Here is a 16,618-nt window from a genome sequence, read left to right on the forward strand (position 1 = left end):
CCTTTTTTCGCCTCGCTGGATATAATTATACGGGTTTATTGCGGTTTATGGAGGGCGGCTGCCGGCCTGTGAGGGTTCACGTGTTTCCCGTCGGATCTCCCATCCAGATCATCGGCTATCTCGATAAGCGGAAGCTCAACTCCCGCGTGATCGGCTGGAGCGAGGGGATGTTCGTCATCATCGAGCACCCGTTCGTCCAGGGGGAGCTGGCCCTGCTTCCCAAGGACGCGGCGGTCGTCTGCCGGGGGACGGTGGAGGGCAGGACTTACGCTTTCAAGTCCCACGTCCTGCACGTGATGACCCAGCCTTTCAATTACCTCTTTCTCAGGTACCCGCGGGACATCCAGGAGGTGACGGCGCGGCAGGGCCTGTGGGTGGACATCGAGGCGAAGGCGGCCATGGCGCTGTCGCCGGCCGACGCGCCGGTCCCGCCCGCCGGAGCCAGGCAGGTGGAAGGAATCGTCCACAACATCAGCACCGGCGGCTGCATCGTCTCCCTCCCCAAGGAAGAGGATGTGAAGGGGACCGCCTGCGTCTTCCTCAGCTTCGAGCTGCCGAACGGCGTCCCGGTGAAGGACCTCAAGGGAACGGTGCCTTCCGATTCCCCTCTCGACGGGGAGGGCGCGGTCGAGCTGCATTTCGACGAGGGCGATCCGAATGCGGCGTCCGTGTTCGACTTCCTTCTCCTGGCCAGCAAGATCCTGCAGCCCAACACGGAATAGGCGAAGAAGATTCCTCTTCCATCCCGCGGGACGTGCCCTTCCCGCCTTCCTGCGCCGAGCCGATCCGCCATTTGGCCCTTATGGATAACGCCATGCTGACGTGTTCCCGGTGCGGCGGGGAGAACCGCCCGGAGGCGCTCTACTGCCGCCATTGCGGGGCGGCGCTGGGGGCGGCGTGCCCGGCCTGCGGTTCGCCCAGCCTGCGCGATGCCGCCTTCTGCGACCGCTGTGGCGCGGCCCTGCCGGGGCCCAATGCCGGGGCCGGCCCGGCCCCGGCGGCCAAGCCGGGGAAACTCCAGGCCCCGCCCAAGGGAGAGATTGAGGGGATACGGCTCGCCTACACGCCCCGGCACCTTCGGGCCGTGGTGGGCCCCGGCGGGGACATCCGGGGGGAGCGAAAGGAGGTCGTCGTCCTGTTCGCGGACGTCAGCGGCTTCACCCGGCTCTCGGAGGAAATCGATCCCGAAGAGGTCCACCGCATCATGAACGGGGGCTTCGAGATCCTGACCGCCGAGGTGCACCGGTTCGGGGGGACGGTCAACCAGTACACCGGCGACGGCGTGATGGCCCTCTTCGGCGCTCCCCGCGCCCTGGAGGGCGCCCCCCGGGACAGCATCCGCGCGGCGGTCCACATCCAGGAGCGCTTCAAGGAGTTCGCGTCCCAGCTGGAGGCGGAGCGCGGCATCCGTTTCCAGGTGCGCATCGGCCTCAACGCCGGGGAAGTGGTGGTCGGATCGATCGGCGACGATCTCCGGATGGACTACACCGCCATGGGGGACACCACCAACGTGGCCGCCCGGCTCCAGGCCGACGCGGCGCCGGGGGAGATCCACGTCAGCGAGAGCCTGTTCCGGCTCACGCGCGAGTGGTTCCGCTTCGAGGACCGGGGAGAGCGGCTCTTCAAGGGCAAGTCCAAGCCCATCCGGGTGTACCGCGTCCTGGGCCGGGGGAAGGTGAGCACGCGCATCGAGGCCGCCGCGCTGCGGGGCCTCACCCGCCTGCGCGAGCGAGAGGAGGCCCTGGACGCCCTGCTCCACCTCTACGGGGAGGTGCGCGAGGGCCGGGGCCAGATCGTCGCGATCACCGGCGAGGCGGGCATCGGAAAGAGCCGGATCGTGTACGAGCTGAAGGAGGCGCTCAAGCGGGGGGAGGCCGAGCCGCCGCTCTGCCTGGCCGCCAGCGCCACCCACTACGACCGCTATGCGCCGCTCTCGCTCCTTCGCCGGATCCTCAAGGCCTACGCCCAGGCCGTGGCGGTGTACTGCCCCATCAACCCGGGCGGGGAGGACGGCTTCTGGCAGGACGTGATCCTGACGCGCGCCTCCCAGCTCCTGCCCGGCGCCGGCGACATCCCCCCCATCCAGCTGATCCTCCGGCGGGACGGCGGCGAGGGGGCCGGAGCGGCGGACGTGCACCGGGGGCTCGAGGCCGTCCTCGGCCTGTTCATCCGGGAGGCCCGGGAGCGGCCCGTCGTCCTCGCGGTGGACAACATGCGCGACGCGGAGTCCTCCTCCGTCGAGTTCCTCGATCTGCTGGCGTCCCGGCTCTCGGCCGAGCGCATCCTGTTCATCCCGATCCACCGCCCCGGCTTCGAGAACCCCTGGGCCTCCCGGCGGAACTTTCATCAGATCGCGCTCGGGCCCCTATCCCCCCAGGCGGGGGAGGACATGTGCCGGGAGATCCTCGGGCAGCCCGCCTCGCCCGAGCTGCTGGAGGTGGTGCTCTCCCGGGCGCAGGGGAACCCCTTCTTCATCGAGGAACTGGTGCGGGGCATGCGGGACTCGGGCGCCATCGTGAGCGGGAACGGCCAGATGCGCCTGGCGGCGGCCGGGGACGCCATATCCTTCCCCCGCACCATCCAGGACGTGCTGCTGGCCCGGCTCGACGCCCTGCCCCGCCACCTGCGGGAACTCCTCCAGGCGGCTGCCGTCATCGGCCCGCGGTTCGACAGCGAGCTGCTGGCCAGGGTCCTGGAGGACGCGCCGGACCTGGAGGCGCGCCTCGCCGATCTCCAGGAAATGGAGATCATCTACGCGAGCGAAGGCGGCACGCGGGGGGAATGGCGCTTCTCGAACCGCATGTTCCAGGAGATGGCTTACCGGGAGATGCTCTGGGGCCAGCGCGCGCTCCTGCACGAAAAGGCGGGAATCGCCATTGAGGCGCAGGGGCCCGCGGCCGTGGAGGAGAACCTCGACCGGCTCGCCTCCCACTTCCAGCGCAGCGAGAACCTGGGGAAGGCGGCGCACTACCTCATCCGCGCGGGCCGGCGCGCGTACGCCTTCCTCGCCTTCCCCCTGGCCGCCTCCCGGCTGGAGCAGGGGCTCATCTTCATGGAGACGCTGGAGGAGAAGGAGACGGAGCCCATCCTCGCCGAGCGCATCCGGGTCCGGGGCGCGCTCGCGCTGGCCCTGCTCGCCCTGGGGACGGGCGAGGAGCGGGTCGAGACGCTCCTCTCCGAGATGCGGGAGATGGCCGGGTGGGCGGGGGACCTGACCCAGCTCGCGATGGCCGACATCCACCTGTGCACCCTCCGGTTCCGCCAGGGGAACCAGCCCGCCGTGGTCGAGGCGGCGTCCCGGGCCATCGCGACGGCGGAGCGGGCCGGGGCCTGGGAGCCCAAGTTCAGGGGCCGCGCCGCCCTGGCGTCGGCCTACCGCCTCATGGCCCGGAACCGGCAGTCGGTCGAGGAGAGCGAGGAGGCCATCCGGATATACGAGGAGCGCCTCGGGGACCGGGAGAGGCAGAGCCTGGAGCTCATCCACGTCTATGTCGAGGCGCTGGCGACGCTGGGTGCGACGCACGCTCTGATGGGAGAGGCGGGGCGGGCCGGGGAATGCTTCGCGCGCGCGCGGGGGGCCGCTTCCACGATTCACCTGATGGGGCTCGTGCGCTTTTTCGAGAATTCTCTCCTGGCGGCCCAGGGAAGATGGCGCGAGTCCGAGGCCTCGATGTCGGCCCTCCTGGACGAGTTCGCGAAGTTCAAGTTCCCCTTCGCCCGGGCGGCCATCGCCGTGTGGCTGGGCCGGGCGAAGATCCATCTCGGGCAGGTGGAGGAGGGGCTCCGGCTGGTGGAGGAGGCCACCCGGGAGCGGCAGCGGATCGGCCAGCATCTTCTGATCAGCATGAACCACATCGTCCGGGCCGAGGGCCTATGGCGGCTCGGGCGGCGGGAGGATGCGTTCGCCGCCCTGCATGAGGCCCGGGAGGCGGCGCGGAGCGCGGGAGAGGAATCGGCCCGGCTTCTGGCCCGGGAGCTGGAGGCGCGCATCCGGTGCGAGGCGGCCCCGCCCGGGGAGCTCCGGGCCCGGGCGGAGGAATACGCGGGGGCGCTCGAGGAGCTCGATCGGTCGGGTTTCAGGCCCGCCGCGATGCGGGGAAGGCTCCGGCTGGCGGCCGCGCTGGAGGAAATGGGCGAAGCCGGGCGCGCCCGGCGGATGGAACGGGAGGCCCGGGCTTTCCTGAGGTCGGCGGGAGCCCAGGATGCGGAGGCCGCGCCCGGGGGCCCGGCCGGGGAGGGGCAGGGCGCCGCCTCATTGGGGTCCGATGACGCCCCGCACCGGGTTCCTTGACGCCCCCGCCGGCCGGAAGATGGGGATTTTCGCCTCCCGGAGTTCGATTCCCATTGATAGGGGGGCTATTTCAGGCTATAAATCTATCTCAATATGAGACATTCGTTGCTTCTTGGCCCTTTTTGCCAATTCTTATGGAATTGGTGGCCATGGACACAGGATGCCCAGCCGGTGGCATTTCAATTGCTGGAAATTTCCAGCAGGCGGGGGGAACCCGCGCGGGGCGGAAGGTTTTTTTCCATTGCGCGTGAAGCGCGGGCGCCCGGCGGCTGAAAAGCTCTGCTATTATCGGTCCGAATCCAACGGTGAAGGGACGGTTCCGCATCCGTGAAGACGCCTCTGCAAAGGCCCAACCCAAAGAAGATCAAGCCCCGCAAGAAGCCGGGGCGGGGGAGCGTGCCGGCCAAGGCGCGGCGCCTCGCGTCCTTGGCCGAGGCCCCGCCGGGCGAGCTGTTCTCCATCCTCGTCGGCTGCTGCCCCGACGCCCTCATGGCCGTCGATCAGCGCGGGTTCGTCCGCTACATGAATCCCGCCGCCGAGCGGCTCCTCCAGAGATCCGCGGCGGACCTGATTGGCCAGCCCTTCTCCTTCCCGGTGGACAGCCTGCGCTCCCAGGAGGTGACGATCTCGAGCTCCGGCTCCGACTTCAAGGTGGCCGAGATCCTGACGGAGGAGGCCGCCTGGGGCGGCGAGAAGTTCTATGTGGTGAGCCTCCGCGACGTCACCGGCAGCGTGCGCATGCGGGAGCAGCTCCGCGCCCTGTCGGACGTCGATCCCCTCACCGGCCTGCTCAACCGCCGCGGCTTCTTCGACGCCGCCCAGCGCCAGCTCAGCCTCGCCCAGCGCACCAAGCGGGACATGACCTTCCTCTTCGTCGACCTGGACGGCCTCAAGAGCATCAATGACACCCACGGCCACATCGAGGGCGATCAGTGCCTCATCGAGGTCGCGAACGTCCTGCGGAAGACCTTCCGCCAGCCCGACATCCTCAGCCGCTACGGCGGGGACGAGTTCGCCGTCCTCGCCATCGAGGCCAAGCAGCGCAGCTCGCAGAAGATCATCGAGCGTCTCGACAAGAACCTCCAGGCCCACAACGCCCGCAAGCGGCCCGACCGGCGCATCTCCTTCAGCCTCGGCCTCGCCCACTTCAATCCGGCCTCGCCCGCCTCGGTGGAGCAGCTCATCGAGAACGCCGACGAGCGGATGTACCAGAACAAGTACGCCAAGAAGCGCGCCCGCAGCCGCGCCTAGGCCTTCGCCCGCCGGTCCGCCAGCCTCAGCATCGCCGCCGCCAGCACCTCCGCCCCCCGGACGAGGTGCCGGAAGTGCGTGAACTCCTCCGGCGTGTGCGAGAGCCCCTTCACCGAGGGGATGAAGATCATCCCCATGGGGCACACCCGGGCCATGCGGCAGGCGTCGTGGACGCCCCCGCTGGCCAGGCTGATCCAGCGGCTCCCCGTCTCCTCCGCCGCGCGGGCGATGGCGCGGCGCACGGCGGGCGAGGTGGGGCAGGGCGGGAGGATGGACACCTCGGCGAGCCGCCCCGGCACCTTGCGCTCCCGCCGGATGCGCGCGAGTTCCCGGCGCATCCGCCCGATCATCCGCTTGAGGGCGGGCATCCCGCGGGCGCGGAGGTCGAAGGTGAGCGCCGCCTCCCCCGGGACGATGGAGATCCACCCCGGCCGCACGTCCACCTCGCCGAAGGTGAGGGTCACCCGCTGGCTCTCCGGCATCCGGCGCACCGCGCGCTCCATCTCCACCATGAAGTCCGCCGCCGCCATCGCGGCGTCCCGGCGGTAGGGCATGGGCTGGCCCCCCGAGTGGGCCGTCACGCCCTCGAAAATCGCCTTCCCGCGCGTGTAGCCCACCACCCGGTCCACCACCCCGATGGGCGCCCTCTCCGCCTCGAGGACGGGCCCCTGCTCGATGTGGAGCTCGATGAAGGCCTTGAGCGCCTTCTTGGGCAGCACGCACGAGGCGGCGCGCGCCGGGTTCCCGCCCGAGGCCGCCACCGCCTCGTACATGGATTTGCCCGTGGGAGGGTGCACGGCCCGCCTCATCTCCCTGGGCCCCACCACCCCCGTCATCACGCTGCTCCCGAAGACCGTCATCCCGCCGGCCGACTCCTCCCCCACGAAGGCCACCACCTCGAGCGGGTGATCGTGGGGCGCGCCCGTCTCCGCGATGCGCCGCACCGCCTCGAGCGCGGCCAGCACGCCCGCCGGGCCGTCGAAGCGCCCGCCCGGGTTCTGGCTGTCGAGATGCGAGCCCGCCATGACGGCCGGGAGGCCTTTCGCCCGGCCCTCCCTGCGGCCGATGAGGTTGCCCACCGCGTCCACCCGCGTCCTGAGCCCCGCCTCCTCCATCCAGCGGCGCACCAGGTCCCGCGCGCGGTTGTACTCGGGGGTGAGGGCGATGCGGACGAGGCCCGTCTCGCCGAAGCGCCCGATCCGGGCCTGGGCGTCGAACTCGCGCTGCATCCGGGCGCGGTTCGCCCGGAGGGGGGATGAGGCGGCCATGGGGTCTCCTGGGGAGGGTAGGAATGAAGTCTGAACGGGCGTTCGGGGCGCGGGCCGAACATCGTGCGCCCATTCCGGCCGGACGATTCTCCCTCCCCCTCCGGGGGAGGGTTGGGGTGGGGGAAGACCACCGGCGGGATTCCCTCCCCCTGCCCCCTCCCGGAGGGAGGGGGGAAAGCGAATCCTCCTCGGAAGCACTCCGCGGCCGGATCCCCCTTAGAACAAATCCTCCGGCACCGAGACCTCGGCGTAGTCCCCGGGGCGGAGCGGGCGGTCGGGCGCGATCCCCAAGAGGCCAAAGTAGTGGTAGGTCTGGCGCAGGTGCTGCACCGCGTGGCCCAGGGCCATCTCCATCAGGAGATGCACCGTGATCGGGCCCATGTAGCTCTCGACCCGCCGGGCGAGCCTCTCAGGGGTGCGGCCCAGGTAGTCCTCCAGCCTGGCCTCCATCATGTCCCCGTAGGCGCAGATCTCCTCCGCCGTCCGGTAGCCCTCCGCCACGGTCTCGTAGCGGCGCACCATCTCCTCGGTGTAGCGGCCCGTCTCCTCCGCCTCGATGCACAGCGCGGGGCGCTCGAAGATGTGCCAGGTGAGCTGGCGCAGGGTGCGCTTGCGCCCGGGCGACACCCAGTCGAGCTTCTCCTGGGGGATCTGGCGCACCGCCCGCCGCACCGCCTCGAACACGAGCCGGTAGAGGGCGAGCATCCGCTCCGCCGGGAGGGGGCCCCGCTTGGACTCCCCGATCCCGAAGGCGGCCTTCAGCTCCTCGATGTTGAAGCCCACCACCACCTTGTCCCCCCGCACCGAGACGGGCAGGGCCTTGATGCCTATCGCCCTAAGCTCCGCCTGGGCCTCGGGGTCGTTCGAGCAGTCGCGGTTCACGACCGGCACCCCGTTCGACGAGAGGAACTCCCTCGTGCACGCGCAGGTGTATCAGCCGTGGCGGGTGTAGACCTTGACGGGCTCCATGGCGGGCCTCCCGTGGCGGCGGTGGGATGAGCGTCTGTCCCTTCGGTTTAGCCGATCCTCTCCGCGTTGTCACCCGGGCGCCGGGTGGGTTTGCCTCCAGTGGATGGGTGGACTTTCGAGCAATCGCGCCCTTCATTCCCTCACCCCCATCCCCTCTCCCAAGGGGAGAGGGGCGCCGTGGCGACAAGGATTCGGCTCCAGATGAGCGGGGACCGCACCTCCCTCTCCCTATGGGAGAGGGCCGGGGTGAGGGAGGTGCCAACGGGGAGCCATGAGAGCCGCTTGGCTCATGCACCTGACTCATCTTCCCGCTTCCCCGCCGGCGGGTTCTCGCCTATATTCGGGGAACTCCCCCGCCCGCGGAGCCCAGGCCCCGTGCCCGCGCGCCCGCCCTGGATCGCCAAGGGCGACATCGACGGCTTCTTCGGCCTGTGGATGGACAACCTCGTCCAGCTCCTCCTGATCGCCTCGCTCTTGAAGGGCGTCTTGGGCTTCCCGGACGCCCTCGTCTTCGGCCGGGTGCTGCCCGGCGCGGCGCTCAGCATCCTCCTCGGCAACCTCTTCTACGCCTGGCAGGCCCGGCGGCTGGCGCTGCGCGAGAGGAGAGAGGACGCCTGCGCGCTCCCCTACGGCATCAACACGGTGAGCCTCTTCGCCTTCGTCTTCTTCATCATGCTCCCGGTGAAGCTCCAGACCGGGGACCCCGAGGCCGCCTGGCGCGCCGGGCTCGCCGCCTGCTTCATCAGCGGGGTCATCGAGACGGCGGGCTCCCTGGCCGGGGGCTGGGTGCGGCGGGTGACCCCGCGCGCGGCGCTGCTCTCGGCCCTGGCCGGGATCGCCCTGACCTTCATCTCGATGGACTTCGCCTTCCGCATCTGGGAGAAGCCCCTCGTGGCCATGCTGCCGCTCGGGGTCATCCTCCTCCACTACTTCGGGGGCGCCCGCTTCCCGGGAGGGCTCCCCGGGGGGCTGGTGGCCGTGGCGGCGGGGACCCTCCTCTCCGCCCTCGTGTACGGCCTCCCGGAGGTCCCGGCCCCGGCCGGGCTCGCGATGCCCGGGCTCTGGCTGGGGCCCCTCTTCTCGGCCCTGACCGGCCCCCTGGCCTGGGGCCACCTCGCCGTCTCCCTCCCCATGGGGCTGATGACCCTCGTCGGGAGCCTGATGAACCTCGAGAGCGCCGAGGCGGCCGGGGACCGCTACCCGACGCGGAGCTCCCTCGCCGTGAACGGGGCGGGCTCCCTCGCGGCGGCCCTCCTGGGGAGCTGCTTCCCGACCACCCTCTACATCGGCCACCCGGGCTGGAAGGCCCTGGGCGCGCGCTCGGCCTACAGCGCGCTGAACGGCCTGGCCATCACCTTGCTCGTCCTGACCGGCTCCCTGGCCGCCCTGGCCCGGCTCGTGCCCGAGGAGGCCGTGATCGCCATCCTCCTCTGGATCGGTCTCGTCATGGTGGCCCAGGCCTTCGAGGCGGTCCCAAGCCGCCACGCCCCCGCCGTGGCGCTGGGCTTCGTGCCCTCGGTGGCCGCCTGGGGGCTCCTGATGGTGCAGGGGGCGCTCCGCGCCACCGGGAGCGATCTCCAGAAGGCGGGGGAGGCCGCCTTCGCCGCTGCGGGGATGCACCTCCCGGGCATGATCGCCCTCGAGCGCGGCTTCCTCTTCTCCTCCATGATCCTGGCCGCCCTGGCCGCCGCCTTGATCGACGGGGAGCGCCGCCGGGCCGCGGGCTGGGCCCTGGCCGGGGCGGTCCTGAGCTGGTTCGGGGTCATCCACGCCTACGCCCTCACCCCCGGCGGGCCCGTGAGCCCCTTCGGCTGGGGCCGGGCCCCGGGCCCGGCGCTCGGCTACCTCGCCATGGCGGCGGTTTTTCTCCTGGCGGGGAGGGGCAGGGAAAGGAAGCCGTCGTAATTCCCCGTAATTCCCTGGAAAACGCCGGAAATGCCGGAAGGCGGATCGGCTGCGCTTCTTTTTGTAGGGGCGGGTCTCAGGCCCGCCCCTACAGACGCAGGCCGCGCCGGGGGGCGGGGGAGGAGGGTGGTCGGACCGCGCCGGGGGGGCTTTATCCATCCTTTATCCCTCAATATCCCTCAATATCCGCGACGGCAGCCCGGCAGCCACCCGATGCCTCCGGGCTACGGTGGGGCGACCGGCCGGTCGCCCCTACAGATCTGGCTCGCCAATCCCCGGGACGCGCCAGATCGCGCCCGGAAGGCAATCTAATCCCCGGCGGGAGAAAGGCCGCAGCCGCAATTTCCGCCATTTTCGCGCAGGTTCATGCTCGGGAAGAAATGTGGAGAGAGGGGGCCGCCCAGGGGCGGGAGCTTCAGAGTCGCGTGTGGGGGCGGATGGCGAACCTCGTGGACCCCTTCGGCAACCCCTTCGACCTCATCGAGCTGGCCCCGGGGGGTACGACCGGATCAAGTATCCGAGAGGTGGGTGAATTACTTGCCTCGATGAAAAAATGGGGCGGAGCGTAGCGCTATTATATGGACAGTGTGAACTGTCCCAGAGGGCCATTGTAAAAGAGATTGCACGCTTGGAGAACGTCTCGTCCCAAGAGAACAAGAAGTCCTTGTGCTGCCAGTCCCGCGCCCATTGCACGTGGAGCATTGATGGTAAGGTTGGGCGGCATATTAATCTGGACCGGATAGATGTTGCACTGCTGATTTGCATGCGTTGCAGAGGTCATCCGCGCAACGTCAATTACCGGAAGACCCAAACTCTGAGCGGCCTGATCATCAATGCAAGTATTGGTAGCCCCCGTATCTATCAGGGCTACGCCCGACACGGGCGTGGGAACAGGTTTCCCTTGGGCCAGCAGCCCCTTCCCCACGTTTTCTTCTATGGTTATGGTTACCTGAAGAATGGGTCCCCGCAACATGAGAGCGACTTGGGGAGGTAAGTTTGTGATCTTACCCGTCGCATCCTTAGCCTACGCCCCCAGCTGCATGTTCAGGATCGGCATGAAGAATCCCCAGGGTTAGGGCGGGCGCTGAAAATTCAATCTGCGCCTCCGATGGCCGTCTGATAAGGACATTATCCAATCCGTGAACAGAGAATGTACCCCTCAGAGCATCTTCGATGGTGTCGAATGCCCCAAGGACTTCCTCTCCCCGGATCGCCAGAAACTTCCCGCCGTATTGTTTCAGAAGTTCCTCGCGATGGGATTCTAGAAATGCACGCTCTCTTTCGAGTGCAGGCATACTTTGCCCTCCCAGTGGGATGGCCCAATGGCTAGGCGCAACCACAGCAAGAGCCATGCCATCCCAGTCGCAATATAGGCCGGAAAGGCTGGCTTTGTCTATTAATGCTTATCGGCCAAAATGGGAACTACCTTTATGCGCTGTGAGGGTATAGCACCAAATTGTTTCCACTCCCCTACCCCTCCAGCGACAGCAGGAACGGTTCTTCCAAGGCCTCGCAGATCCAGCGGAGGAAGCGGGCGCCGTCGGCGCCGTCGATGAGGCGGTGGTCGTAGGAGAGGGCGAGGGGGAGGGTGAGGCGGGGCTTGAAGCCCCCGTCGATCCAGACGGCCTCGGTCGCGGAGCGCGCCACCCCCAGGATGGCCACCTCGGGCCAGTTCACGATGGGGCTGAACTTGGTGCCCCCGATGCCGCCCAGGTTGGTGATGGTGAAGCAGCCGCCCTGCATCTCGTCGAGGGTGAGCTTGCGGTCGCGCGCCTTCTGGGCGGCGCTGGCGAGCTCGCGGGAGAGCTGGAGGATGTTCTTCTTGTCCACGTCGCGGATGACGGGGACGAGGAGGCCGCGCTCGGTGTCCACGGCGACGCCGATGTGGACGTACTTCTTGTAGACGATCTCGCCCGAGGCGGCGTCGATGCTGGCGTTGAACTTGGGGAAGGCCTTGAGGGCGGCCGCGGCCACCTTGAGCAGCACGGCGGTGACGGTGAGCTTGCCGCCCACGGCCTCGGTCTTGGGGGCGTACTTCTTGCGCAGGTCCTCGAGCTCGGTCACGTCGGCCTTGTCGTACTGGGTGACGTGGGGCACCACGCTCCAGGAGCGGCTCACGTTGCGCGAGGTGGCCTGGCGGATGCCGTCCATCTGGGCGATGTCGACCGGGCCCCACTTGGAGAAGTCCGGGAGAGGGGGCTGGACGGCGGCGGCGGGCGGGCCGGCCGGGGCGCTGACGGGGCGCACCTGGCGGGCGTAGCGCTTCACGTCCTCGGCCGAGATGCGGCCGCCGGGGCCGGTGCCGGGCACCTCCTCGAGGTCCACGCCCACCTCGCGGGCGAGGCGGCGCACCGAGGGGGCGGCGGGCACGGGCCCCGCCTGGATGCGGGGGCGGGCCGAGGGCGGGGTTTCCTCGCGCCGCTCCTCCTCCATCGCGGGCACCGCGGGGCGGGCCGGGGCGCCGTTGTCCTTGCGCCCGGGCTTTTGGATGGCCCTCTCGGCCGCGGGGGGTTCCTTGGCCTCCTTCGGGGGGGGCTCCTGGGCCGCCTCGGCCTTGCGCTCGGGCTCCTTCTCTTTCTCCTTGGGGAGGGCCTTGGCTTCCTCGGGTTTCTTCTCGGCTTTCCCTGCCTGGGGGGGCTCGGCTTCCTTCTTCTCCGCCCGGGGAGGCTCCTTCTTCTCTTCCTTGGCCTCCTCCTTCTTGGCCTCTGGGGCGCCGTCCCCGGCCTCGACGGTGAGGATGGGCTGGCCCACCCCGGCCTCGTCGCCCGGCTTGATGTGGATGGCCTTCACCTTGCCCTTCACGGTGGAGGGCACCTCGATGAGGGCCTTGTCGGTCTCCACCTCGATGACGGGCTGCTCCTCCTCGATGGTGTCGCCCACCGAGACGAGGACGCTGACGACCTTGCCGGCTTTGACGTTTTCCCCTAGCTCGGGGAGCTTGAACTGGTTTTCCATGGAGCGGGCCTTCCCCGGGTCATGAGGTCATGGGATTGCGCTTCTGGAGGTCGATGTCGAGGTCCTTGGCGGCGCGCTTCACGAGGTCCGCGTGGACCTGCTTGTCGCGGGCGAGGCTGTGCAGGGCGGCCATGGCGATGTAGCGGCGGTCGATCTCGAAGAAGTCGCGCAGCGACCCGCGCGACTCGCTGCGGCCGAAGCCCTCGGTCCCCAGCGAGACGAGGGGCCGGGGGATCCACTTGGCGACGGAGTCGGGCAGCGCCTTCATGAAGTCCGAGGCGGCCACCACGGCGCCGGGGGACCTGGAGAGGCACTGGGTGACGTAGGGCACCCTGGGGGCCTTGCCGGGGTTCATGAGGTTCCAGCGCTCGGCCTCGAGGGCGTCGCGGCGGAGCTCCTTGTAGCTCGTGACGCTCCACACGTCGGCCGCCACCGCGTACTTCTCCTCGAGGAGCGCCTGGGCCTTGAGGGCCTCGTTCAGGATGGTGCCGCTCCCCAGGAGCTGCACCCGCAGGGCCGAGCCCTTCATGCCCGAGGGCTTGAACAGGTACATGCCCTTCAGGATGCCCTCCCGGGCGCCCTCGGGCATGGCGGGCATCGAATAGCTCTCGTTGTAGGCGGTGAGGTAGTAGAAGACGTTGTCGCCCGCCTCGTACATCCGCCGGATGCCGTCCTCGATGATGACCGCCAGCTCGAAGGCGAAGGCGGGGTCGTAGGCCGCGAGGGTGGGCACCGGGTAGGCGAGGAGGTGGCTGTTGCCGTCCTGGTGCTGGAGGCCCTCGCCCGCGAGCGTGGTGCGGCCCGCCGTGCCCCCCACGAGGAAGCCGCGCGCCCGCATGTCGGCCGCCGCCCACATGAGGTCGCCGATGCGCTGGAAGCCGAACATCGAGTAGTAGATGAAGAAGGGGATGGTGTTCACCCCGTGGGTGGCGTAGGCCGTGCCCGCGGCGATGAAGGAGGCCATGGAGCCCGCCTCCGTGATGCCCTCCTCGAGGATCTGCCCGTCCTTCGCCTCCTTGTAGTAGAGGAGGCTGTCGCGGTCCACGGGCTCGTAGTTCTGCCCCTGGTGGGAGTAGATGCCGATCTGGCGGAAGAGGGCCTCCATCCCGAAGGTGCGGGCCTCGTCCGGCACGATGGGCACGACGAGCCTGCCCAGCTCCTTGTCGCGCAGCAGCTTCGAGAGGATGCGCACGAAGACCATGGTGGTGGAGACCTCTCGGTCCTCGGTGCCGCGCCGGAACTCCTCGAAGATCTCTCCCGTGGGGGCCTTGAGGGGGGAGGCGGTGATGCGGCGGCAGGGCACGAAGCCGCCCAGCGCCTTGCGGCGCTCGAGCATGTAGCGGATCTCGGGGCTCGTGTCCGGGGGCCGGTAGAGGGGCGCCTGGGACACCTCCTGGTCCGAGATGGGGATGCCGAAGCGCGTGCGGAAGAGGGCGAGCTCCTCCTCGTTCATCTTCTTCTGCTGGTGGGTGATGTTCTTGCCCTCGCCCACCTCGCCCAGGCCGTAGCCCTTGACCGTCTTGGCGAGGATGACGGTGGGCGCGCCCTTGTGCTCGACCGCCGCCTTGTAGGCCGCGTAGACCTTCTCGGGGTCGTGGCCGCCGCGCCGCATGCGGTTGAGCTTGTAGTCCGGGATGGATTTCGCCATCTCCTCGAGCCTGGGGTCGCCCGCGAAGAAGTGGTCGCGCAGGTAGGAGCCCTCCCGCACCTTCTCGACGCTGTACTTCTGGTACTGGCCGTCGATGGTCTCGTCCATGCGCTTGATGAGCACCCCGTCCACGTCCATCTCGAGGAGGGGATCCCAGTCGTCGCCCCAGATGACCTTGACGACGTTCCAGCCGGCCCCCCGGAAGGCGGCCTCGAGCTCCTGGATGATCTTGCCGTTGCCGCGCACTGGGCCGTCGAGCCGCTGGAGGTTGCAGTTGATGACGAAGACGAGGTTGTCGAGCTTCTCCCGCGCCGGGAGGGTGATGGCGCCGAGCGACTCGGGCTCGTCCATCTCGCCGTCCCCGAGGAAGGCCCAGACCTTCTGGTCCGAGGTGTCCTTGAGGCCCCGGTCCTCCAGGTAGCGGTTGAAGCGCGCCTGGTAGATCGCCATGAGGGGCGCGAGGCCCATCGAGACGGTGGGGAACTCCCAGAAGTCCGGCATGAGCCAGGGGTGGGGGTAGGAGGAGAGGCCGCCCTCGGGCCTGAGCTCGCGGCGGAAGTTGTTCATCTGCGTCTCGGTGAGCCGCCCCTCCAGGAAGGCGCGGGCGTAGATGCCCGGGGTGGAGTGCCCCTGGAAGTACACGTGGTCGCCCCCGCCGGGATGGTCCTTGCCCCGGAGGAAGTGGTTGAACGCGACCTCGTACAGCGTGGCCGCCGAGGCGTAGGTGGAGATGTGGCCGCCGATGGAGCTGTCCTGGCGGTTGGCCCGCACCACCATGGCCATGGCGTTCCACCGCACCAGGCTCTTGATGCGGCGTTCGAGCTGGCGGTCGCCCGGGAAGGGCGGCTGCTTCTCCCGCGGGATGGTGTTGATGTAGGGCGTGTTGGCCGAGAAGGGCAGCACCACGCCGTGGCGGTGGGCGTAGATCTGGAGCTCCCGGAGGATCTCCTTCACCCGCTCGGGGCCGCGCGTCTTGAGGACGTAGTCGAGCGACTCCATCCACTCCTGGGACTCGACCTGGTCGACGTACTCGTCCTCGTCCTCCGGGGAGGCCGCGGGCGCGGCCTGCCCGGCCTGCAGGGCGCCGCCGTTGCGCCCGTCGCTCCCGGTGCGGAAGGCCGGGCCGTCCGGGGCGCCGGGGGACTCCTGCCCTTTCTCCTCCCGGGCTTTCTCCGTCCGCTCTTCGGCCTTGGTCCGGTCGTCGTTCATGGCGTATCTCCTACGCTGCCGGCGGGGCCGGCCCCTGGGGCCGGGGCGGGCAGAAAAGGCCTTGCCGGGCGTCTCTCCACCCTTTCAGTCTCTTGCTCTCATTGTAAACCTTCCAGGCGAAATAATCCTCCCCCCGCGCGCGGGAAGTTTCCGAATTGGCGCTCCGGTTTTCACTTGCGGGCGCGCCGCGCCGCCTTCCGCCGCTTCTCGCGGTCCAGGTACACCCGGAAGACCGCGCCGCTGTCGAGGGGCCCGTAGCCCGAGCGCTCCGCCTCCTCGAAAAGCGGCAGGCTCGCCTTGCCGACCGGCGCCTCGGAGCGGGTGCGGGCGGCCAGGAGCAGGCCCAGGCGGATGTCCTTGGTGATGACGGCCATCGTGCTCGCCGGGCGGGTGAAGCGGCGGGCCAGCATCCGGGGGCCCCGGTTCCGCACCTGGCGGCTGTCCGAGGCGCTGCGCGTGATGGCGTCGAGGAGGAGATGGCCGCCGATGCCGCAGCGCTCCCCCAGCCGGAGCGACTCCGCGATGGCGCAGCGCTCCATGCTCGCCAGGTAGTTGATGATGATCTTGATGACCGAAGCCGTGCCCACCGCTCCGGTGTGCACCTGGTCCGAGAGCAGGCGCCCGAGCAGGGGCTTGGCCAGGCGGTAGGTCTTGGCGTCCCCCCCCGCGACGAAGAGGCCCTGCCGCTGCGCCACCATGGCGCTGCTCCCGCTCACCCGGGCCTCGAGGAAGGGCACGCCCTTCCTCTTGCAGAGGGCCTCCATGCGCTTGGCATCCTCGGGGTCGGCCGTCGTGGTGTCGAGGATGAGCCGGGGGAGCCTCCGCGCCGCGAGGAGGCCGTCCTTCCCCTCCAGGCAGGCGAGGGCGATCTTGGAGTTCGGCACCGAGATGAAGACGGTCGAGGCCGCCTCGGCCACTTCCCTCGGGGAATCGGTGGCGATGCCCCCCATCTTCTTGAACTTGGCGCGCGCGGCGGGGGAAGGGTCCGTCCCCACCACCGCGTGGCCGTCCGCCAGGAGGCTCCCCGAGAAGGCCCGGCCCATCAGGCCCAGGCCGACCATGCCGATTGTCTCGCGCTTCGCCATGACGCCCCCCGGATGATGAAGGATGAAAGGATCGCTT

At 69.4% G+C, this 16,618-nt stretch carries 11 protein-coding genes; 4 read left to right on the forward strand and 7 right to left on the reverse strand.

What is annotated here, in order from left to right; all coding sequences use genetic code 11:
- Positions 1 to 80: 80 nt before the first annotated feature.
- From HYZ11_07460 to HYZ11_07470, 3 genes are all read left to right on the forward strand, one after another.
- A complete protein-coding gene (locus tag HYZ11_07460) occupies positions 81 to 722 on the forward strand; it encodes a flagellar brake protein (GenBank protein MBI3127425.1) in 642 nt (213 codons plus the stop codon).
- A gap of 92 nt (positions 723 to 814) precedes the next feature.
- Positions 815 to 4,291 (forward strand): AAA family ATPase, encoded by a 3,477-nt coding sequence (locus tag HYZ11_07465; protein MBI3127426.1) that lies wholly within the window; start codon positions 815 to 817, stop codon positions 4,289 to 4,291.
- A gap of 327 nt (positions 4,292 to 4,618) precedes the next feature.
- Entirely contained in the window at positions 4,619 to 5,542 is a 924-nt protein-coding gene (locus HYZ11_07470; protein ID MBI3127427.1) for a GGDEF domain-containing protein, read from the forward strand.
- Here the strand turns inward: HYZ11_07470 and HYZ11_07475 are convergent.
- Together HYZ11_07475 and HYZ11_07480 are read right to left on the reverse strand one after the other, a co-directional pair.
- Positions 5,539 to 6,810: a M20 family metallo-hydrolase gene (locus HYZ11_07475; GenBank protein ID MBI3127428.1), complete on the reverse strand. Its 1,272-nt coding sequence runs from the start codon at positions 6,808 to 6,810 to the stop codon at positions 5,539 to 5,541. The two genes, HYZ11_07470 and HYZ11_07475, sit on opposite strands and share 4 nt — an antisense overlap.
- Before the next feature lie 216 nt (positions 6,811 to 7,026).
- Positions 7,027 to 7,692, reverse strand: coding sequence for a DinB family protein (locus HYZ11_07480; GenBank protein ID MBI3127429.1), 666 nt, complete (start codon positions 7,690 to 7,692; stop codon positions 7,027 to 7,029).
- Between the two features lie 522 nt (positions 7,693 to 8,214).
- On the opposite strand from HYZ11_07480, the gene HYZ11_07485 reads away from it, so the two are divergent.
- Positions 8,215 to 9,684, forward strand: a complete 1,470-nt coding sequence (locus tag HYZ11_07485; GenBank protein MBI3127430.1) for an NCS2 family permease — start codon at positions 8,215 to 8,217, stop codon at positions 9,682 to 9,684.
- Between the two features lie 574 nt (positions 9,685 to 10,258).
- On the opposite strand, the gene HYZ11_07490 is transcribed toward HYZ11_07485, so the two are convergent.
- The 5 genes from HYZ11_07490 to HYZ11_07510 form a co-directional block, all read right to left on the reverse strand.
- On the reverse strand, positions 10,259 to 10,609 hold the full coding sequence (locus HYZ11_07490; protein ID MBI3127431.1) for a retropepsin-like domain-containing protein: 351 nt from the start codon (positions 10,607 to 10,609) through the stop codon (positions 10,259 to 10,261).
- Positions 10,610 to 10,703: 94 nt separating this feature from the next.
- A complete protein-coding gene (locus HYZ11_07495) occupies positions 10,704 to 10,979 on the reverse strand; it encodes a hypothetical protein (protein MBI3127432.1) in 276 nt (91 codons plus the stop codon).
- Positions 10,980 to 11,154: 175 nt separating this feature from the next.
- Complete coding sequence (locus tag HYZ11_07500) at positions 11,155 to 12,639, reverse strand: 2-oxo acid dehydrogenase subunit E2 (protein MBI3127433.1); 1,485 nt, start codon at positions 12,637 to 12,639, stop codon at positions 11,155 to 11,157.
- Between the two features lie 19 nt (positions 12,640 to 12,658).
- Positions 12,659 to 15,496 carry a pyruvate dehydrogenase (acetyl-transferring), homodimeric type gene (aceE, locus tag HYZ11_07505; protein ID MBI3127434.1) on the reverse strand — a complete coding sequence of 946 codons (2,838 nt, stop codon included), beginning with the start codon at positions 15,494 to 15,496 and terminating at the stop codon, positions 12,659 to 12,661.
- A gap of 170 nt (positions 15,497 to 15,666) precedes the next feature.
- Positions 15,667 to 16,581: an NAD(P)-dependent oxidoreductase gene (locus HYZ11_07510; protein MBI3127435.1), complete on the reverse strand. Its 915-nt coding sequence runs from the start codon at positions 16,579 to 16,581 to the stop codon at positions 15,667 to 15,669.
- Between the last annotated feature and the right edge of the window lie 37 nt (positions 16,582 to 16,618).

This window comes from Candidatus Tectomicrobia bacterium (assembly GCA_016192135.1).
Taxonomy (GTDB): domain Bacteria; phylum UBA8248; class UBA8248; order UBA8248; family UBA8248; genus 2-12-FULL-69-37.